Genomic DNA, 19,616 nt, shown 5'->3' on the forward strand with positions numbered 1-19,616 from the left:
GCCTGCGGTCTGAGCGCCTGCGATCTGAGTGCCTGGTCTGTGCGCCTGCGGTCGAGATGCCAAGCCCGGCAAGGACTACCAAGCATTGGTAAATGAATCGTAATGCCGAGTAAAGTCCACGAGAAGCTTTTTCGGGCGAACCTGCTCGATATTCCATCTAACGGGTGAATAGTCATTTAAAATGGCTTGTCATCCTCTGTCTTTTCTTCGTTCCGTGCGAGCTTGGCTCTGGGTTCGAGCTCCCGCGACGCGGGGCGACGAGAGAGACGAGGTGGCGGTGTGAGGGCCAGAAGAAACGTCACTGCATGGTTCGCCGTGATGGCCGCGCTGGCCGCGGTGGCCAACTGCACAGGAGGATCGGACCCACAGCGACCAGGCAGCCCGGGCGGGCCTGGTTCGGACCGCGACGCGCAGCGGAACGGACCGGCGGCGCCGAACCACCCCAAGCGGGCGGGGAAACTCATCGGGGACGGATCGATGTCCGACACCGGACCGCAGCCAGGGCAGCTCAGACCCCGGCGGCTCAAACCGGGCGAGAAGCCACCGCAGTTCGTCGTCTTCTCCTGGGACGGCGCGGGCCAGGACGGCCAGAAGCTCTTCTCCCGCTTTCGCGCGGTCGGCAAGAAGTACGACGCGAAGATGACGTACTTCCTCAGCGGCGTCTACATGCTGCCCGCCGAGAAGCGCGACAAGTACGACCCGCCGAGACACTCGCGCGGCGCCTCGTCGATCGGCTTCAACGACGTCAAGGGCGTCAAGGACACCGTCGAGCAACTCGGCGCCGCCTGGCGGGAGGGCAATGAGATCGGCACCCACTTCAACGGGCACTTCTGCGGCCCGGACGACGGGGTGGGCACCTGGAGCCCCAGCGAGTGGATCGACGAGACCCGGCAGGCCGTGTCGTTCGTCCAGCACTGGAAGACCAACACCGGCCTGCGGGGCGGCGAACCGCTGCCCTTCGACTACGGCAAGGAGCTCGTGGGCGGCCGCGCCCCCTGCCTGGAGGGACAGAAGAACCTGATCAAGGCGGCCAAGAAGTTGGGATTCCGCTACGACGCCAGCTCCGTGGGCGGCCGTCAGGTCTGGCCGAAGAAGATCCACGGGATCTGGGACTTCCCGCTACAGGAGATCCCCGTGCCCGGCCGCTCCTACGAGACCCTGTCGATGGACTACAACTTCCTCGCCAACCAGTCCGGCACGACCAAGGGCGACCCCTCCAAGCGCGCGGCGTGGGGCAGGCAGATGCGAGACGGGCTGCTCGCCGCCTTCGACCGGGCGTACGACGGCAACCGTGCACCGCTGTTCATCGGCAACCACTTCGAGTCCTGGAACGGCGGAACGTATATGCGCGCCGTCGAGGACACCATCAAAAGGATCTGCCCGCGCAAGGGCGTGCGCTGTGTTCCCTTCAAGCAACTGGCCGACTGGCTGGACGCGCAGGGCCCCGGGGTGCTGCGCCGGCTGCGCGGACTGGACGTCGGGGAGCGGCCGAAGGGCGGCTGGGCGAAGTTCTTCACCGCCGAGCCGGCCTCCACCCACTCGGCCATGCCCGCTAAGCGGGAGCGGGAGTAGCCGCCGGCCGCTCGGCCCGGACGGATTCGTCCAGGACGAAGGCGGGGTCGACCTGGGCGGCCAGGTCGGCGCCCGTCTTCTCGTTGCCCCAGCTCTGGGCGTTCTTCAGATGGAAGTGCACCATCTGGCGGGTGTACCGCTGCCAGTCCCGCCGCTCGTAGGTCGCGTCCACCGCCTCGTGCAGCGTCCGCAGCGCGCGGCGGTTGACCTCCTCCAACTCGTCGAAGCGCGCCGGGCGGCCCTTTTCCATGGCCCGCACCCAGTCCGAGTGGCCGACCGTGGCCAGCAGGTCCTCGCCCACCTCCGCGCGCAGGAAGGCCAGGTCGTCCGGGCCCTGCACCTTGTTGCCGACCACGCGCAGCGCCACGTCGAAGTCGGCGGCGTACTCCTTGTACTGGCGGTAGACGGCGATGCCCTTGCGGGTGGGCTCGGCGACCAGGAACGTCATGTCGAAGCGAGTGAAGAGGCCCGAGGCGAAGGAGTCGCTGCCGGCGGTCATGTCGACGACGACGAACTCGTCCCGGCCGTCGACCAGATGGTTCAGGCACAGCTCGATCGCGCCGACCTTGGAGTGGTAACAGGCGACACCGAGATCGGACTCGGTGAAGGGGCCGGTCACCATCAGACGCACCTGCCCGCTGTCGAGCCCGACCGTCCGGGCGCAGGCCTCGTACACCGGGTTGTCCTCGTCGATCCGCAGGAGCCGCGAACCCTCGCCCGGCGGAGTCGTCTTGATCATCGTGTCGGCCCCGGAGATGCGGGGGTTCGTGCCGCGCAGATAGTCCTTGATCAAGGGGAGGTGGGCGCCCATGGCGGGCAGCTCGGTCGCCTCCGGCTCGTCCAGGCCGAGGGCCGCGCCGAGATGCTGGTTGATGTCCGCGTCGACGGCCATGACGGGGGCGCCGGTGGCGGCGAGATGGCGGATGAACAGCGAGGACAGCGTGGTCTTGCCGCTGCCGCCCTTGCCCACGAAAGCGATCTTCATGTTCACCTAGCGTAGGTGAGTGATCGTCCTGGATGGCGGTTACGGTGAAGAAGACCACTCCAACGAGGGGCGGCGGCCGTAGGAGCCGATGGGTGCGTAGGGTCGTACCCATGAGTACGACAGCAGATCCGCTCGCCGCTCTGGTCTCGCTTCCCGGCGTCGCCGACTCTGTGGAAGCCGTACGCAAGGCGGTGGACCGGATCTACGGCCACCGGGTGATGCGCCGCCGCAGCAATGAGGTCACGTCCGAGGCGGCCCTGCGCGGAGCGCGTGGCTCCGCCGCCCTGGCCGGGGCCGATTGGGCGCTGGAGGAGGTGCGGCGCCGCAGCGACTTCGGATCGGAGGGCGAGCCGCGCACGGTGGGGGCGGCGCTGCGGCTGACCGCCGAGGCGGGACAGCTGTTGAGTGTGTGGCGGCAGTCGCCGCTGCGGGTGCTGGCCCGGCTGCATCTGGTGGCGGCCGGGGGAACAGAGGTGGCCGATTCGGTGGGGCGGCCACGGCTGGCCGGTGAGCCGGTCGAGGAGCCGCTGATCGAGCTGGCGCTGCCGGATGCCGGTGAGATGGCGGGGCGGCTGGACGGGTTGGCGCAGCTGCTCATCGCGGGGAGCGGTGCCCCGGCGCTGGTGACGGCGGCGGTGGTGCACGGCGAACTGCTGGCCCTGCGGCCCTTTGGTACCCACAACGGTCTGGTGGCCCGCGCGGCGGAGCGGATCGTGTTGGTGGGAAGCGGACTTGACCCGAAGTCCATCTGTCCGGCGGAGGTCGGACATGCGGAGCTGGGGGGCGCGGCGTATGCCGCAGCGCTGGACGGCTATGCCTCAGGGACGCCGGAGGGTATGGCCGCGTGGATCGCGCACTGCGGGCGGGCGGTGGAGTTGGGGGCCCGTGAGAGCACGGCGGTCTGCGAGGCCTTGCAGCGTGGCGCCGCCTGAGTCCGGTCACTCGACCCACTCGGGCGCGGCCGGGCCGCCGTGAACGGGCCCGGACATGGTTGCGGCGGCACCGAGTTCGGTACCGCCGCTGGCACGTCCACCGGGTTACCATGCGTGCACGATAATTTGCCCATCAGGTCGGGATCTTCGCCCGTCACCTGGTGCGGCTGGCCCGTAATCGACGGGTCGGCGTCGCGTGGGTGCCCGGTATTCATGCTTGGTCCGTGGGCCTTGGTGCTTCTGGGGGGAATCCTCCGGATGCCCCTGGTCTCGCGGGCCTTCGATTCCTTTCTACTCCTGTGCCCGGCCAAGCGGAAGCTTTCATCGCAGTTCTTTGCGATTGGCTTCAAACGCGGGCATACGGTGCGCGGCGTCGACTCGCGTACCACACCAGCCCCGCGGTAGCCGCTGCCGCGCCCACCGCGGCCGCCAGCGCCAGCACCGGACGCGGCGGCATGGAGAGGGAGGGCACCCGCTGCTTCAGCCGCACCGGCCTGTTGAAGGAGAGAACCGGCCAGCCGCGGGCCGCGGCCTCGCGCCGCAGGGCGCGGTCCGGATTGACCGCGTGTGGATGGCCGACGGACTCCAGCATCGGCAGGTCGGTGGCCGAGTCGCTGTAGGCATAGCAGCGGGAGAGGTCATAGCCCTCGGACTCGGCCAGCTCCGCGATCGCCTCCGCCTTCGTCGGCCCGTATGCGTAGTACTCCACCTCGCCGGTGAACACCCCGTTCTCCACGACCAGACGGGTGGCCACGACGCGATCCGCGCCCAGCAGCTCGCCGATCGGCTCGACGACCTCGGCCCCCGATGTGCTGACAATCACCACATCGCGGCCTGCGGCGTGGTGTTCCTCGATGAGCGAGGCGGCCTCGTCATAGATGATCGGGTCGATGAGGTCATGCAGGGTCTCGGCGACGATCTCCCGCACCTGCTGGACGTTCCATCCCCGACACAGCGCCGAGAGATACTCCCGCATCCGTTCCATCTGCTCGTGATCGGCGCCGCCGGCGAGGAAGACGAACTGCGCATATGCGGTACGCAGTACGGCGCGGCGGTTGATCAGCCCACCTTGGTAGAAGGACTTGCTGAAGGTGAGCGCGCTCGACTTCGCAATGACCGTCTTGTCCAGGTCAAAGAAGGCGGCTGTCCGAGGCAACGAGTGGTTTTCCACGACGCCGAGCATAGGGCCCACCATTCGGCGTAAGCTGAGGCGCGTGGGTTTGCCTGAGAAGGCTCTCGGGTACACCATGGAAGTCACGGATCGTTCGCGACCGTGCTAACCCGGTCCGACTCCTCCCCCCCCGAGTCGGCCGTGGGGACGACCCCCGCTCTCCCCCCCGGCGGGGGTCGTCGCATGTCCGGACGCATTTTCCGTCTTCTCATCTGATCATTTCCCCCTCTCGGGCCTCTGCCCGCGGCCTTCGTGTCACCAGCCTGATCCGTGACTGTCCGTAATCGCAAGACTGCTCTCCGGAAGTCACTGGTTTAGGTGACTGGGATATTCACAACTGATGAGTTGTCCCCAGTTTTGGACCAAGATCCCCAAGATTTTCTGGATCGCCGGACGCTGATTCTCCGCGGTGTTCGCGCTCATCGTTCGCGGGAGTGAGAGCGCGTAACGAGATGGGGGAGGGGATCGTGGCTGGATCCATCACAGCGAAACAACCGGCGGCGGATGGACGACAGCGCAGACCGCTGATCGTCACGGAGGACGAGGAGCTTCTCGACGACTTGTTGCGGCTCTGCGCGGCGGCGGGGGCCGAGCCCGAGGTGGTGCATGGCGCGCCCACGCGCCGGGGCAGTTGGGAAAGCGCCCCGCTGATTCTTGTCGGTGACGACGCCGCGGCCAGGCTGCGCGGCACCACCCGCAGGGAAGGGGTGCTGCTCATCGGGCGGGACCTCGACGACCACGACATCTGGCGGCGGGCGGTCGACCTCGGTGCGGACAACGTGGCGTTTCTGCCCGACGCCGAGACCTGGCTGGTGGACCGCATCGCCGATGTGGCCGAGGGCGTCGGCCGCCAGGCCTTCACGATCGGGGTCGTCGGCGGGCGCGGCGGCGCGGGCGCCAGCACCCTCGCCTGCGCCCTGGCGGTCTGCGCCGCCCGCGCGGGGCGGCGCACCATGCTCATCGACGCAGACCCGCTGGGCGGCGGCCTGGACGTGCTGTTGGGCGGCGAGGGTGCGGAGGGGCTGAGATGGCCTGCCTTCTCCGAATCGCGTGGCCGGGTCGCCGGGGGCGCGCTGGAGGAATCGCTCCCCGAGCTGCACTCCCTGCGGGTGCTCAGCTGGGACCGCGGCCAATCGGTGGGCATCGCACCGTCCGCGATGCGAGCCGTGCTCTCGGCCGCACGGCGGCGCGGCGGGGTCGTGGTGGTGGATCTGCCGCGGCGGGTGGACGACACGGTGGCCGAGGCCCTCGCTCAGCTGGATCTGGGCCTGCTGGTGGTGCCCGCCGAGCTGCGGGCCGTGGCCGCCGCCCACCGCGTGGCGTCGACGGTGGGCATGGTGCTGCGGGATCTGCGCGCGGTGGTGCGCGGACCGTGCGGCCCGGGGCTCGACGACGAGGAGATCGCCCGGCTGCTGGATCTGCCGCTGGCCGGTGAGCTGCCGCCGGAGCCCGGGCTGCCGGAAGCGCTGGACGGCGGGGAGCCACCGGGCGGCAGCCCCCGCGGGCCGCTCGCCCGGTTCTGCGCCGAGTTCTGGGCGCGGGTCCTGGCCGGCGCGGAACAGCGAGGAGGCGGGGCATGAGCGCCGGTTGGAGTGAGCGCGGCGGCATGGGCGTCGAGTCGCCGGAGCTGCTGGACGCGGTGCGGCTGCGGCTGGCGCGCAGCGGGGCGGAGCCGACGCCCGCGCGGGTGGCTGCGGCCCTGCGCGAGGAGGGGCGGCTGCTCGGCGACACGGAGGTCCTGGGCGTCGTCGCGGCCCTGCGCTCCGAACTGGTCGGCACCGGACCGCTGGAGCCGCTGCTCGCCGCCCCCGATGTCACGGATGTGCTGGTCACCGCCCCCGATGAGGTGTGGGTGGACCGCGGAGCCGGACTGGAACGGACGGATGTCGCGTTCACCGACGCGGCCGCGGTGCGCAGGCTCGCCCAGCGCCTGGCCGCCGTGGCGGGTCGCCGGCTGGACGATGCCAGGCCGTGGGTGGACGCCCGGCTGCCGGACGGCACACGGCTGCACGCGGTGCTGCCACCGGTGGCCGTCGGATCCACCTGTCTGTCGCTGCGCGTGGTGCGGCCCCGGGCGTTCTCGCTGGAGGAGCTGGTGGCGGCGGGGACGGTGCCGCCAGGCGGCCGGCAGCTGCTGCGGGCGATGCTGGACGCCAGGCTGTCGTTCCTGATCAGCGGCGGTACGGGCTCGGGCAAGACGACGCTCCTGAGCACACTGCTGGGGCTCGTCGGGCGGGACGAGCGGATCGTCCTCGCCGAGGACTCCGCGGAGCTCAGGCCGGACCATCCGCATGTGGTCCGGCTGGAGACCCGGCCTGCGAATCAGGAGGGCAGAGGCCAGGTCACGCTGCGGGATCTGGTGCGCCAGGCGCTGCGGATGCGTCCGGACCGGCTGGTGGTCGGAGAGGTGCGCGGCCCCGAGGTCACCGACCTCCTCGGCGCCCTCAACACCGGGCACGAGGGCGGGTGCGGCACTTTGCACGCCAACACCGCGGCGGATGTCCCGGCCCGGCTGGAGGCGCTGGGGTCGACGGCCGGTCTCGACCGGGCCGCGCTGCACAGCCAGTTGGCGGCCGCGGTATCGGTCGTGGTCCATCTGGTGCGGGACCGCGGCGGGCGGCGCAGGGTCGCCGAGCTGCATGTCCTCGGCCGGGATCGGGCGGGCTATGTCACGACCGTCCCGGCCGCGGTGTGGACCCCCGAGGGCTTCGGGAAGGCGGCGGGCTGGGAGCGGCTCGAGCGGCTGTGCGTACGCGGCGGGGGTGCGGTATGAGCGGCGGTGGGGCGCCCCCGGAGACGACGTTGCCGCTGTACGCGGCCGTGCTGTGCGCGGGCGCGGCGGCCTGGCTGATTTCCGGGCGGGACCAAGATCTGCGGCGGGCCAGGCTGCTGTTCGCGGGCAGCGGAACCGTCGGCCCCGCAAGGCAGGCTCCGCGGCGTCGGCTGGCCGAGACGGTGGCCGGGCTCCGGGAGCGATGGCGGACCGCCTGCGGCGGGCGGATGGGGCGCGAGCTGCTGTGCCTGCCCGCGGGATGCGTGCTGGCGCTGGCGGGCGCTTCGGTGCTGCCGCTGCTGGCCGGGGCCGCGGCCGTGCCGGTCGTCGGCCGGTGGCGGCGGGCGCGCACGCACGATCGGGAGCGGGAGCGGCGGGCCGCCGCGGTGATCGAGCTGTGCGGGGCGGTGGCGGGCGAGCTGCGCGCCGGGCGGCAGCCGGTCGAGGCGCTGTTGGCCGCGCCCCCGGGGCCCATCGGGGAGCATTGGGGCCTGGTCTCGGCGGCGGCGCGGTTCGGCGGCGATGTGCCCGAGGCGCTGCGCAGGGCGGCCCGGGCGCCGGGTGCGGAGGGGCTCACCGGAGTCGCGGCCTGCTGGCAGGTCGCGGTCGACGAGGGGGCAGGCCTCGCGGCGGGCCTCGACCGGGTTGCGGCGGCCCTGCGGGCCGAGCGGGACCATCGGCAGCATCTGCGCGCCAAGCTGGCTGGTCCCAGGGCGACGGCCGTCCTCCTGATGCTGCTGCCCGTCTTCGGGCTGGGGATGGGCGCCGCGCTGGGAGCGGATCCGCTGCATGTGCTGCTGCACACCCCGGCCGGGCTCGCCTGCCTGCTGGTGGGCGGGCTGCTGGAGTGGGCCGGGTTCGCCTGGACGGCGCGGGTGATTCGGACGGCGGCCGGCCAGGGAGGACGCCGGGGTCATGGGGGCTGACGTCGTCCACAGCCTGTGGATCGCGACGGCCTTCGCGGCCGCCACCGTCTCGGCGGTGGGAGCGGTGGCCGAGGCCCGCCGGGTGCGGACCTCTCGGCGGCGGCTCGCGGCGCTGCTGCCAGCCCCTCAAGAGGCGGCGCGGCGTCCAGGGCTGCGGGAGAGATGGCGGGCGTACGGCTCGTCCGACACGGTACGGGGCTGGGCCTCGGCCGCCGGTGCCCTGTTCGTCTGCCTCGTCCTGGTCGGGGGCGTGCTGGGCTGTGCGCTGGGGCTCGCCGCGGGCTACGGGGCGAGGCGATGGCAGCGGCACCGCCGGGCCGGAGATGGCGGGCGGTCGGGCAAGCGGGCCGGGGAAGGCGTGGTGCGTCAGCTGCCGCTGGCAGCCGATCTGCTCACCGCCTGTCTGGCGGCCGGAGCGGGGCCGCGCAAGGCGGCGGAGGCGGTGGGGCGGTCGCTCGGCGGCCCGATCGGCGAGCGGCTCTCCCAGGCCGCGGCAGAGCTCCGGCTCGGGGGCGAACCGGCCGCCGCCTGGGGGCGCATGGGAGCTCTGCCCGGGGCGCGCGGTCTGGCGCGCGCCCTGGAGCACGCCGGAACGACGGGCGCCCCGGCGGTGGAGCCGATGTCCCGGCTCGCCGCCGACTGCCGGGCCGAGCAAGGGAGACAGGCGGACAAACGGGTGCAGCACGCGAGCATCCTGGCCACCGCCCCGCTGGGGGCCTGCTTTCTGCCCGCGTTCCTGCTGATCGGGGTGGCGCCGGTGATGCTCGGGCTCGCGGGCGCCCTGGTGGTCGGTGGATGAGGCGGACGAGAGGGGTGCGAGCACGAAAGCGAGGCACACACGGAAACGCGAGCGCGGCAACGCAAGCACGGACACGGAAGCACGGTCGTCGGGAACGCGATGGCCGGAAGCACGGGACTCAGCACAGGTCGGGGAGGCCGAAATGGTGATGCGGTGGTGTCTGCGGCGGTACGCGGCGGCCAAGGCACGGGCGGATGCGGGGATGGCGACCGCCGAGTACGCGATGGGGACGATCGTGGCGTGCGCCTTCGCCGCGGTTCTGTACAAGGTGGTGACCGGTGGGGCGGTCGACGACGCGCTGCGGTCGGTGATCGGGAAGGCGCTCGATGCGCAGTTCTGAGGCCACCGGCCGGTCCGGTCCGAGCGGGCGGCGCGGCCCGGTCGGACCGGGCGACCGGGGGTTTGTCACGGCGGAGACGGCTGTCGTGCTGCCGGTGCTCGGGTTGTTCGCCCTGATGCTGATCTGGGGTCTGATGGCCGCGTCCGGGCAGATGCGGTGCGTGGACGCGGCGAGGGCGGGGGCACGCGCCGCCGCGCGGTCCGAGCCGCAGGCGGCCGCGCTGGCCGCCGCCCGGTCGGCCGCCCCGCGCGGGGCCCGGGTCGAGCTGCGGCGGGAGGGCGACCTGGTGCGGGTGCGGGTCGAGGCCCGCGCGCCCGGCCCCGGCCCGCTGGCGGTGCGCCTGCGCGGCGAGGCGGTCGCCCTCGTCGAGGAATCGGTGGGCCGGAGTGAGACGCCGCCCGGCGGAGGCGGGGCGTCCGCCGGCGTGGGGGAGGCGGGGCCATGAGACGGGCTGGGGGAGACCGCGGGTCGGCGACGGTGTGGACCGCCCTGGCCGCCACGGCGCTGTGTGCCGTGTTCGCGGCCGTACTCACGGCCGGGCAGGTCATGGTGGCCCGCCACCGGGCGGGCGCGGCAGCGGACCTGGCGGCGCTCGCGGCGGCGGACCATGGGCTGGAGGGGCCCGAGATGGCGTGCCGTCTCGCCCGGCGGGTGGCCGCCGCACAGGGCGCCCGCGTGGTGAGGTGCGCCCTGATCGGTGCGATCGCTGATCTCAGGGTGGAGGCGCGCGCCGGGCCGTTCGCCCCCGAGGTGCGGTCCCGCGCCGGACCCGCCGACCCTGCCGGGCGGCCCCAGGCCCGGTGACATACGCCCCCACAGGCGCCCAGTGGCGGCTGCGCGTACGGGGGCCGGAGCGGGCCGGCAGCAGGCCCTGCGCGTCGTCAGACGGGAGCGTCGTCGGGGTCGGCCGGCTGGGGCGGTGCCTTGGCGAGCAGGGTGCTCAGGAGGCGGATGGCGGCCTTCTTGTCGAGCGGGTCGTTGCCGTTGCCGCACTTGGGGGACTGGATGCAGGACGGGCAGCCGGAATCGCACTCGCAGGCGGCGATCGCCTCGCGGGTGGCCGTGAGCCAGCGGGCCGCGGTGTGGAAGGCGCGCTCGGCGAAGCCCGCGCCGCCGGGGTGCCCGTCGTAGACGAACACGGTCGGAAGGAGGGTGTCGGGGTGGAGCGGGACGGAGACCCCGCCGATGTCCCAGCGGTCGCAGGTCGCGAACAGCGGCAGCATGCCGATGGAGGCGTGCTCGGCCGCGTGCAGGGCGCCGCCGAGGGCCTCGGGGGCGACGCGGGCGTCCTCGAGCTGGTCGTCGGTGACCGTCCACCACACGGCCCGGGTGCGCAGCGTGCGGGGCGGGAGGTCGAGCCGGGACTCGCCCAGCACCTCACCGGTGATCAGCTTGCGGCGCAGAAAGGAGACGACCTGGTTGGTGACCTCGACCGAGCCGAAACACAGCCGCGCGTCGCCCCAGGGGACCTCGGTGGTGGTCTCCAGGATGGAGATCGCCGTGGTGTCGCGGGCGGTGGTCGAATACGGCGGGCTGGCCTCCTCCACGAGCGCGACCGAGTCCTCGAGGTCGAGCTGTCCGACGAGATAGCTCCGGCCCTGGTGGAGGTGGACGGCGCCCTCGTGGACGGTGGTGTGGGCGGCTGAGGCGTCCACGGTGCCCAGCAGCCGTCCCGTCGCCGCCTCCACGATCTGCACCGGCCGCCCGCCCTCGCCGCGGATGTCGGTGAGGTCGGCGGCGCGCTCACGGCGGGTCCAGTGCCAGGCGGTGGCCCGGCGGCGGAGCAGCCTGCGCTGCTCCAACTGCGGCATCAGCTCCTCGGTGGCGGGGCCGAAGAGTTCCAGGTCCGCTTCGGTGAGCGGCAGCTCGGCGGCGGCCGCGCAGAGGTGGGGCGCGAGGACGTAAGGGTTGTCCGGGTCCAGCACGGTGGACTCGACCGGCTGCCGGAAGAGGGCTTCCGGGTGGTGGGCGAGATAGGTGTCCAGCGGATCGTCCCGGGCGACCAGGATGGCCAGCGCGCCCTGCCCGCTGCGCCCGGCCCGCCCCGCCTGCTGCCACAGCGAGGCGCGGGTGCCCGGGTAGCCGGCGAGAACGACGGCGTCCAGCCCGGCCACGTCCATCCCCAGCTCCAGGGCGGTGGTGGCGGCGAGCCCGAGGAGGTCCCCGGAGTGCAGGGCGCGCTCCAGGGCGCGGCGCTCCTCGGGGAGATAGCCGCCCCGGTAGGCGGCGACCCTGCCCGCCAGCGACCGGTCGACCTCGGCGAGCCGCTCCTGGGCGATCAGGGCGATGAGCTCGGCTCCGCGCCGGGAGCGTACGAAGGCGACCGTACGGACGCCCTGGACGGCCAGGTCGGTGAGCAGGTCGGCGGACTCCGCCGTGGCGGTGCGGCGGACCGGGGCGCCCTGCTCGCCGTGCAGTTCGGTCAGCGGCGGCTCCCACAGGGCGAAGACCACCTCGCCCCGGGGCGAGGAATCGTCAGTGATCTCCATCACGGGCAGCCCGGTCAGCCGGGTCGCCGCGACGGCCGGTTCGGCGGCGGTCGCGGAGGCGAGGAGGAAGACGGGCGAGGAGCCGTAGCGGGCGCAGACCCGGCGCAGTCTGCGCAGCACCTGGGCCACATGGGAGCCGAATACGCCCCGGTAGGTGTGGCACTCGTCGATGACGACATAGCGCAGCGCGCGCAGGAAGGAGGACCACCTGGGGTGCCCGGGCAGGATGCCGCGGTGCAGCATGTCGGGGTTGGTGAGCACATAGTTCGCGTACTGGCGGACCCACTCGCGCTCCTCGACCGGGGTGTCCCCGTCGTACACCGCCGCGCGGACGCCGGTGCCCAGCGGCGCGGCGAGATCGGCCACGGCGCGCCGCTGGTCGGCGGCCAGGGCCTTGGTGGGCGCCAGATACAGGGCGGTCGCGCCTCTGCCGTTGGGCTCCTCGGAGCCGTCCAGGAGGGTGCTGAGGACGGGGGCCAGATAGGCCAGGGACTTTCCCGACGCGGTGCCGGTGGCGACGACCACCGATTCGCCTCGCAGCGCGTGTTCGGCCGTACGCGCCTGGTGGGCCCAGGGGCGCTCGATGCCCGCGGCCCGGACAGCGGCGACGACTTCCGGCCGGATCTGGCGAGGCCAATCGGCATGGGTCCCGATACGCGGGGGCAAGTGCTCCGTATGAGTGATGCGCGCAGCCCGGCCCGCCCCAGTGGTGAGCCGCCCTAGGACGGTCCGGGGTGAGGTGCGTATGCCCGCGTTCCGCGGGAGTTGGTTGTGGGCCATCGACACCGAGTCTGTCACTGGTCTGACGGACAATGGGCTCAAGGCGTCGTGCGCGCCTGCTGGTAAGTGATTGAATGCCATCGCGGCTGCCGATCCATGGGGGGCGACCGCTCGATGCAAGGTGCTGGAGGATCCGTGGACCTGTCCCTGTCGACCCGGACCGTTGGCGACCGCACGGTCGTCGAGGTCGGTGGCGAGATTGATGTATACACCGCGCCCAAGCTGCGCGAGCAGCTGGTCGAGCTTGTCAACGACGGCAACTACCACCTGGTCGTCGACATGGAGGGCGTCGACTTTCTCGACTCCACCGGGCTCGGCGTGCTCGTCGGCGGGCTCAAGCGAGTGCGAGCCCACGAGGGCTCGCTGCGCCTGGTCTGCAACCAGGAGCGCATTCTCAAGATCTTCCGAATCACCGGCCTGACCAAGGTGTTCCCGATTCACACCTCGGTCGAGGACGCTGTTGCGGCGACTGACTGATCAGTCACCACCGGAAGAACGAGGGGGCACCGGGCGGATGCGCCCGGCCCCCTGAGATGCACGCCCACACGCCCGAGGGGGATGGCATGGCCACCGTCGAACTCCGCTTCAGCGCGCTGCCCGAGCACGTCAGAACCGCACGCCTGGTGGCGGCGGCCGTGGCGCGCCGGGCCGGTGTGGACGAGGCCGTGCTCGACGAGGTGAGGCTCGCCGTCGGTGAGGCGTGCACGCGCGCGGTCGGGCTGCACCTGAGCAACGGGGTGGAGGCCCCGGTGCGGGTGGTGCTGACCGACGAGGAGAAGAAGTTCTCCATCGAGGTCGGCGACGAGTCGCCGACCTCCGCCGGGCTCGCTCCCGGCTCCCATCCCGATGTGGACGAGGAGCCGGCGGCCGAGGGCGAGGACGAAATGGGGCTCGCGGTCATCAGCGGGCTGGTCGACGACGTCGAGGTGTCGACGAGCGAGACCGGCGGCCGGATCCGGATGAGCTGGCCGACCGCCCCTCAGTCCGTGCTGCCGTAGCCCGACGGCCCGTAGCCCGGCACAGCTCTGCTGCCGCGCGGCCTCCAGCCGCGCGTCTTCCGCCAAAACCCCGACCGCTCGCGCCGACGTCCCCGACGGACGTCGGCGCCGGGTGCTCCGCCCTGCTCCGGCCCTGCGCTGAGCAGGGCTTTTTATATGACGCTGAGATCGTTTATAGAGATCATTATCCATGCGTCAGCGAATTAGATACCTTCCTTCATCCGGGGGAATTCCCGCGGCCGAAACCTATTGATCTTCCCTGGTGCAGGCGAATTCCTATTCCGGCGCCCTGTTTTGATCTGGTGCCGCTCCCTACAATCCGTCCACATCTTGAGCTCAGGACGCCTGAGCGTGGCGGCTCTTCTGCGGTCGCAGAACTGCTGCGCGCCCATGTGCCAAACGTCAAGGAGGACGAATGGCGGGGCAACTCACCCCTCATCCACTGGACCTTCCCCCAACCCTGGCCGCCGCAGAACTGACCCACGACAACAGAGTGATCGTGCTGGTGATCGCCGCGGTCGCGGTGGCGGCACTCGCGGTCGCGGTGACGCTGGTACGACAAGTGCTCGCGGCCGACGAGGGCACCGACACCATGAAGAAGATCGCAGCGGCGATCCAGGAAGGCGCGAATGCCTATCTGGCTCGGCAGCTGCGCACTCTCGGCGTATTCGCCGCCGTGGTGTTCTTCCTGCTCATGCTGTTGCCGGCGGACGACTGGAAGCAGCGCATCGGGCGATCGGTGTTCTTTCTGATCGGCGCCGGATTCTCGGCGGCCACTGGCTATATCGGGATGTGGCTCGCCGTGCGCAGCAATGTGCGCGTCGCGGCCGCCGCCCGTGAGGCGACGCCGGACAAGCCGTCCGGGTCCACTCCCGTCAATGGGAGTTCCCCCTCATCGACCCCGGGCGAATCGGATGTCGATCTGACGGCCGTCTCGCACAAGGCCATGAAGATCGCTTTCCGCACGGGTGGCGTGGTCGGCATGTTCACCGTCGGCCTCGGCCTGCTCGGCGCGTCATGCGTGGTGCTGGTTTACGCGGCCGACGCGCCCAAGGTGCTCGAGGGCTTCGGCCTGGGTGCCGCCCTGATCGCCATGTTCATGCGGGTCGGCGGCGGCATCTTCACCAAGGCCGCCGACGTCGGCGCCGACCTCGTCGGCAAGGTCGAGAAGGGCATCCCCGAGGACGACCCGCGCAACGCCGCGACCATCGCGGACAACGTCGGCGACAACGTCGGGGACTGCGCGGGCATGGCGGCGGACCTGTTCGAGTCCTACGCCGTGACCCTGGTCGCCGCGCTCATCCTCGGCAAGGCCGCCTTCGGCGACGCGGGCCTGGCGTTCCCGCTGATGGTCCCGGCCATCGGCGTGGTCACCGCCATGATCGGCATCTTCGCCGTGGCCCCGCGGCGCGCCGACCGCAGCGGCATGACCGCCATCAACCGCGGCTTCTTCATCTCCGCGGTGATCTCGCTGGCGCTGGTGGCGGTCGCGGTCTTCGTTTATCTGCCGTCCAGCTACGCCGACCTGGACGGCGTCACCGACCGCGCGATCCTCGGTCACGGCGGGGATCCGCGCGTGCTCGCCCTCGTCGCCGTCGCCATCGGCATTGTGCTGGCCGCGCTCATCCAGCAGCTCACCGGCTACTTCACCGAGACCACCCGACGTCCGGTGCGGGACATCGGCAAGACATCCCTGACCGGTCCGGCCACCGTCGTGCTCGCCGGGATCTCGCTCGGGCTGGAGTCCGCGGTGTACTCGGCGACGCTGATCGGCCTCAGCGTCTACGGCGCGTTCCTGCTCGGCGGCACCTCGATCATGCTGGCGCTGTTCGCGGTCGCGCTGGCCGGCACGGGCCTGCTCACCACCGTGGGCGTGATCGTCGCGATGGACACCTTCGGCCCGGTCTCCGACAACGCCCAGGGCATCGCCGAGATGTCCGGCGATGTCAAGGGCGCGGGCGCGCAGGTGCTCACGGACCTCGACGCGGTCGGCAACACCACCAAGGCGATCACCAAGGGCATCGCCATCGCGACGGCGGTGCTCGCCGCCTCGGCGCTCTTCGGCTCGTACCGCGACGCCATCGCCGAGGCGGTCTCCGAGGTGCATACGACCGTGGCCGGGAACATGAACCTGAGCCTGGACATCTCGCAGCCGAACAACCTGGTCGGGCTCGTCCTCGGCGCCGCCGTCGTCTTCCTGTTCTCGGGACTGGCGATCAACGCGGTGTCGCGTTCCGCGGGCGCGGTGGTCTTCGAGGTGCGGCGGCAGTTCCGCGAGAAGCCCGGGATCATGGACTACAGCGAGACGCCCGAGTACGGGCGGGTCGTGGACATCTGCACCAAGGACGCGCTGCGCGAGCTCACCACGCCCGGCCTGCTGGCCGTGCTGGCGCCGATCGCGGTCGGCTTCACCTTCGGGGTCGGCGCGCTCGGCTCGTTCCTGGCCGGCGCGATCGGCACCGGGACGCTGATGGCGGTGTTCCTGGCGAACTCCGGCGGGGCCTGGGACAACGCGAAGAAGCTGGTGGAGGACGGCCATCACGGTGGCAAGGGCAGCGAGGCGCATGCCGCGACGGTGATCGGCGACACGGTCGGCGACCCGTTCAAGGACACGGCGGGCCCCGCGATCAACCCGCTGCTGAAGGTCATGAACCTGGTGGCGCTGCTGATCGCCCCGGCGGTCGTGAAGTTCTCCTACGGCAACGACGCCAGCCCGGGCCTGCGGGCCGGGATCGCGTCGCTGGCCCTGGTGATCATCATCGCCGCCGTATACGCGTCCAAGCGGCGCGGCATCGCGGTGGGCGACGAGGGCAACTCCGAGCGGGTCAGTAAGTCAGCCGACGCCGCGGTGGTGTCCTGACGCGGGCGGAGCGGCCGCGAGCCGGCGGGGCGAGCCCCGCAACGGGCGGGCGGACAGGGTGCGTCGCACGCTGTCCGCCCGCTTCCGCGTCCGTCCGCCGGGGCTCTCTTCAACGCTCCCTTCTGAGCTCCCTTCAATGAGGCGGACAGCACACCTGGCTTGGTTCAAATGGCTTCATAAGGCCCTATAGGGGACGCTCAACCCAGGGACCCGGCCGTTCGGCCGTGTATGTTCCGGGGCCGAGAAGAGCCATGGAAGGGACCAATCCGGTGAACAAGAAGCTTGTGGCGGCACTGTCCGGCGGTGCGGCACTTGTCGTGGCGCTGACCGGCTGCGGCGGTGGGGGCGAAAGCAACAAGAAGGTCAACGACTGGGCCAAAACGGTCTGTGACGAAGTACAGCCCCAGCTGAAGAAGATCCAGGCCGCCAACGCCTCGATCCAGGCCGCGTCCGACGAGCAGGACTCCAAGAAGCTTCAGCAGACCGACTCCGAGGCCTTCGGGGACATCTCCGAGGCGTACGCGGCCCTCGCCAAGGCGGTGCAGGACGCGGGCGCCCCGCCCGTCAAGGGCGGCGAGCAGACCCAGAAGCAGGCGGTCAAGGAGCTCAACTCCACCTCCAAGGCGTACAAGGACCTCCAGACGACCGTCGACAAGCTCGACACCTCGGACAAGGCGAAGTTTGCGGCGGGCCTCAAGGGCATCGCCGACGAGCTCAACAAGCTCAGCAATTCGGGTGACAAGGCGCTTCAGAAGCTTCAGGAGGGCGAGGTCGGCAAGGCGATGGCCAAGCAGCCCGGCTGCCAGAAGCCCAAGGGCACCAGCACCGCGTCTCCCTCGTAGCCGCTCGGCCCCCATCGTCGGTGGCCCTCACTGCCAGCGGTTCCCCCGACTGTCAGTGGTTCCCCTGACAATGGGGGCGTGAGTACGCATCGCCTCCCCAGCCCCGCCGGCCCCGAGCGCATCGCCCATCTGCGCGATGCGCTGCTGGCCGCCGCCTTCACCGCCGACGGCCTGCTGGACCTGCTCGGCGCCCCCGCCTACGCGGCCCTGGCGCGCAGCGAGACCGTCCCCGCCCTGCGCGCCACGCGGGGCGACGGCCCGCTGGAGACGCTGGTGCGGCTGTTCCTGCTGCAGCGCCCGGTCGCGTACGGGCGGGCGGCCGCTGCCCTGCCCGTCGAGGACTGCCTGGCCGACGGCTGGCTGGTGCGCGACGGCGACGAGGTGCGGGCCACCGTGGATGTGCGCCCGTACGGCGGCCCGCAGGGCGAGGACTGGTGGATCGTCTCCGACCTGGGCTGCGCGGTCGGCGGCGCGGGAGGCATCGGCGGGCCCGGCGGCGTGGACCGCTCGGGGCTCGTCCTCGGGGTCGGCGGGGCGTCCACCACGCTCGCCGGGCTCACGGTCCGCGCCCCGGTGGGCCGGGCCCTCGACCTCGGCACCGGCTCCGGCATCCAGGCGCTGCACGCCGCCCGCCACGCGGCCTCCGTCACCGCCACGGACACCAACCCGCGCGCCCTGCGCATCGCCCGGCTCACCCTCGCCCTGTCCGGCGCGGCGGAGCCCGATCTGCGGGAGGGCTCGCTCTTCGAGCCGGTCGCCGGCGAGGCGTACGACCTGATCGTCTCCAACCCGCCCTTTGTGATCTCGCCGCCCTCCTCCGAGCGGGACCGGCTGGTCTACCGGGACGGCGGGATGTCCGGTGACGACCTGTGCCGCACCCTGGTCCAGCGCTCCGCCGGCCATCTCACCGACGGCGGCTGGTGCCAGCTGCTGGCCAACTGGCAGCACGTGGAGGGGGAGGACTGGCGCGAGCGGATCGCCTCCTGGGTGCCCAGCGGCTGTGACGCCTGGATCGTGCAGCGCGAGGTGCAGGACATCACGCAGTACGCCGAGCTGTGGCTGCGGGACGCCGGGGCCCACCTCGCCGGGCCCGCCGAGTACGCCGCGCGGTACGACGCCTGGCTGGAGGAGTTCGAGGCCCGCAAGACCAGGGCCGTGGGGTTCGGCTGGATCACCCTGCGCAAGTCCGGGGCCGACCGCCCGTCCGTGATCGCGGAGGAGTGGCCGCACCCGGTGGAGCAGCCGCTGGGGGAGGCGGTCGTGGCCCACTTCGAGCGGCAGGACTTCCTGCGCACACACGACGACGCGGCGCTGCTGGCCGCCCGCTTCCGGCTGGCCGACGAGGTCGTCCAGGAGCAGGTGGGGCTGCCCGGCGCGGAGGACCCCGAGCATGTGGTGCTGCGTCAGAACCGTGGCATGCGGCGGGCGACGAAGGTGGACACGGTCGGCGCGGGCTTCGCGGGGGTGTGTGACGGCACGCTCAGCGCGGGCCGCATCCTGGACGCGATCGCCCAGCTGCTCGGGGAGGATCCGGTGGTGCTGCGCGACCGCACCCCCGACTCGATCAGGCTCCTGGTGGAGCAGGGGTTCCTGCGTCCGGTGGACGAGCCGGTGGACGGATGGGGTGACGAACCGGGGGCCGGGGCGACCGGGTCGGTGGACGGACGGGGGGAGTAGAGGTAGTGCGCCGGAGCGCGCGCGACACTCCGCGCTCCGCCCGGATGGCAAGAAGTTGCCACTCAGAGGCGTGATCATGGCCGGAAGAGCGGGTCGTGCGCTGTTCACCCGCGGTTCGCGCATGCGCCTTCCGCGGGTGCCACGCTCTGCCCATGGAGAGGGGACCCGCGATCTTCGCCGGTACGGCGTTCGTCGTGTTCGGCGCGGCGCTGCTGCTGTGGACAGCAGCGCGAACGCGGCGGCGCGCGCCGGTCGCGCACGGTGTGAGCCCTGTCGCTTCGGCGGTCCTCTCCGTTCTCTTCGGCACCGCCGCGCTGGGCGGCGGGATCTGGTGCCTGGTTTACGCCTGACAGGGCCCTCGCGCGACGCCGAGTGCCGGTCCGGGCGGCAGACAGGACGCTTGTCGGGTTACCGTTCGAGTGGCGTTGCGGGCTTTTTCCGTTTGACACGGGGCCGGGAGGTACCGTCACAC

Annotated in this window: 18 protein-coding genes; 15 read left to right on the plus strand and 3 right to left on the minus strand. The window is 71.8% G+C overall.

Annotation, left to right across the window (positions count from 1 at the left end):
* Window positions 1-318 precede the first annotated feature (318 nt).
* Window positions 319-1,572, plus strand: a complete 1,254-nt coding sequence (locus ACH4S9_RS39510; protein WP_385345712.1) for a hypothetical protein — start codon at window positions 319-321, stop codon at window positions 1,570-1,572.
* Here the strand turns inward: ACH4S9_RS39510 and ACH4S9_RS39515 are convergent.
* Window positions 1,553-2,557, minus strand: coding sequence for an ATP-binding protein (locus tag ACH4S9_RS39515; protein WP_361186851.1), 1,005 nt, complete (start codon window positions 2,555-2,557; stop codon window positions 1,553-1,555). The two genes, ACH4S9_RS39510 and ACH4S9_RS39515, sit on opposite strands and share 20 nt — an antisense overlap.
* A gap of 110 nt (window positions 2,558-2,667) precedes the next feature.
* Here ACH4S9_RS39515 and ACH4S9_RS39520 point away from each other — a divergent pair, with 110 nt between their 5' ends.
* The gene (locus ACH4S9_RS39520) at window positions 2,668-3,489 is read left to right on the plus strand and encodes an oxidoreductase (RefSeq protein ID WP_311727066.1); all 822 of its coding nucleotides are present in this window, start codon (window positions 2,668-2,670) and stop codon (window positions 3,487-3,489) included.
* 346 nt (window positions 3,490-3,835) lie between these two features.
* On the opposite strand, the gene ACH4S9_RS39525 is transcribed toward ACH4S9_RS39520, so the two are convergent.
* On the minus strand, window positions 3,836-4,672 hold the full coding sequence (locus tag ACH4S9_RS39525) for an HAD family hydrolase (RefSeq protein WP_311727223.1): 837 nt from the start codon (window positions 4,670-4,672) through the stop codon (window positions 3,836-3,838).
* A gap of 455 nt (window positions 4,673-5,127) precedes the next feature.
* Between ACH4S9_RS39525 and ssd the strand changes: the two genes are divergently transcribed.
* The 7 genes from ssd to ACH4S9_RS39560 all read left to right on the plus strand — a co-directional run bounded on the left by ssd (window position 5,128) and on the right by ACH4S9_RS39560 (window position 10,302).
* The gene (gene ssd, locus ACH4S9_RS39530; RefSeq protein WP_385345665.1) at window positions 5,128-6,240 is read left to right on the plus strand and encodes a septum site-determining protein Ssd; all 1,113 of its coding nucleotides are present in this window, start codon (window positions 5,128-5,130) and stop codon (window positions 6,238-6,240) included.
* Window positions 6,237-7,433, plus strand: coding sequence for a TadA family conjugal transfer-associated ATPase (locus tag ACH4S9_RS39535; RefSeq protein WP_311727068.1), 1,197 nt, complete (start codon window positions 6,237-6,239; stop codon window positions 7,431-7,433). The genes ssd and ACH4S9_RS39535 overlap by 4 nt, the downstream gene beginning before the upstream one ends.
* Window positions 7,430-8,359 (plus strand): type II secretion system F family protein, encoded by a 930-nt coding sequence (locus ACH4S9_RS39540; protein WP_398376571.1) that lies wholly within the window; start codon window positions 7,430-7,432, stop codon window positions 8,357-8,359. The genes ACH4S9_RS39535 and ACH4S9_RS39540 overlap by 4 nt, the downstream gene beginning before the upstream one ends.
* On the plus strand, window positions 8,349-9,158 hold the full coding sequence (locus ACH4S9_RS39545; RefSeq protein ID WP_311727070.1) for a type II secretion system F family protein: 810 nt from the start codon (window positions 8,349-8,351) through the stop codon (window positions 9,156-9,158). The genes ACH4S9_RS39540 and ACH4S9_RS39545 overlap by 11 nt, the downstream gene beginning before the upstream one ends.
* A gap of 142 nt (window positions 9,159-9,300) precedes the next feature.
* Window positions 9,301-9,498 (plus strand): DUF4244 domain-containing protein, encoded by a 198-nt coding sequence (locus ACH4S9_RS39550; protein ID WP_311727071.1) that lies wholly within the window; start codon window positions 9,301-9,303, stop codon window positions 9,496-9,498.
* A complete protein-coding gene (locus ACH4S9_RS39555) occupies window positions 9,485-9,943 on the plus strand; it encodes a TadE family type IV pilus minor pilin (RefSeq protein WP_311727072.1) in 459 nt (152 codons plus the stop codon). The genes ACH4S9_RS39550 and ACH4S9_RS39555 overlap by 14 nt, the downstream gene beginning before the upstream one ends.
* On the plus strand, window positions 9,940-10,302 hold the full coding sequence (locus ACH4S9_RS39560) for an Rv3654c family TadE-like protein (protein ID WP_311727073.1): 363 nt from the start codon (window positions 9,940-9,942) through the stop codon (window positions 10,300-10,302). Before ACH4S9_RS39555 ends, ACH4S9_RS39560 begins: the two co-directional genes overlap by 4 nt.
* A 77-nt stretch (window positions 10,303-10,379) precedes the next feature.
* On the opposite strand, the gene ACH4S9_RS39565 is transcribed toward ACH4S9_RS39560, so the two are convergent.
* Window positions 10,380-12,848 (minus strand): DEAD/DEAH box helicase, encoded by a 2,469-nt coding sequence (locus ACH4S9_RS39565; protein ID WP_398376575.1) that lies wholly within the window; start codon window positions 12,846-12,848, stop codon window positions 10,380-10,382.
* A gap of 54 nt (window positions 12,849-12,902) precedes the next feature.
* On the opposite strand from ACH4S9_RS39565, the gene bldG reads away from it, so the two are divergent.
* From bldG to ACH4S9_RS39595, 6 genes are all read left to right on the plus strand, one after another.
* The gene (bldG, locus tag ACH4S9_RS39570; RefSeq protein WP_144382955.1) at window positions 12,903-13,244 is read left to right on the plus strand and encodes an anti-sigma factor antagonist BldG; all 342 of its coding nucleotides are present in this window, start codon (window positions 12,903-12,905) and stop codon (window positions 13,242-13,244) included.
* Window positions 13,245-13,330: 86 nt separating this feature from the next.
* The gene (locus ACH4S9_RS39575; RefSeq protein ID WP_311727075.1) at window positions 13,331-13,765 is read left to right on the plus strand and encodes an ATP-binding protein; all 435 of its coding nucleotides are present in this window, start codon (window positions 13,331-13,333) and stop codon (window positions 13,763-13,765) included.
* A gap of 415 nt (window positions 13,766-14,180) precedes the next feature.
* Window positions 14,181-16,625: a sodium-translocating pyrophosphatase gene (locus tag ACH4S9_RS39580; RefSeq protein WP_385345673.1), complete on the plus strand. Its 2,445-nt coding sequence runs from the start codon at window positions 14,181-14,183 to the stop codon at window positions 16,623-16,625.
* A gap of 269 nt (window positions 16,626-16,894) precedes the next feature.
* Window positions 16,895-17,467 (plus strand): small secreted protein, encoded by a 573-nt coding sequence (locus ACH4S9_RS39585; protein WP_398376578.1) that lies wholly within the window; start codon window positions 16,895-16,897, stop codon window positions 17,465-17,467.
* 78 nt (window positions 17,468-17,545) lie between these two features.
* Window positions 17,546-19,144 carry a methyltransferase gene (locus ACH4S9_RS39590; RefSeq protein WP_311727078.1) on the plus strand — a complete coding sequence of 533 codons (1,599 nt, stop codon included), beginning with the start codon at window positions 17,546-17,548 and terminating at the stop codon, window positions 19,142-19,144.
* 152 nt (window positions 19,145-19,296) lie between these two features.
* Entirely contained in the window at window positions 19,297-19,494 is a 198-nt protein-coding gene (locus ACH4S9_RS39595) for a hypothetical protein (protein ID WP_311727079.1), read from the plus strand.
* Window positions 19,495-19,616 lie beyond the last annotated feature (122 nt).

Origin of the sequence: Streptomyces sp. NPDC021225, assembly GCF_044332865.1 — a bacterium.
Lineage (GTDB): Bacteria > Actinomycetota > Actinomycetes > Streptomycetales > Streptomycetaceae > Streptomyces.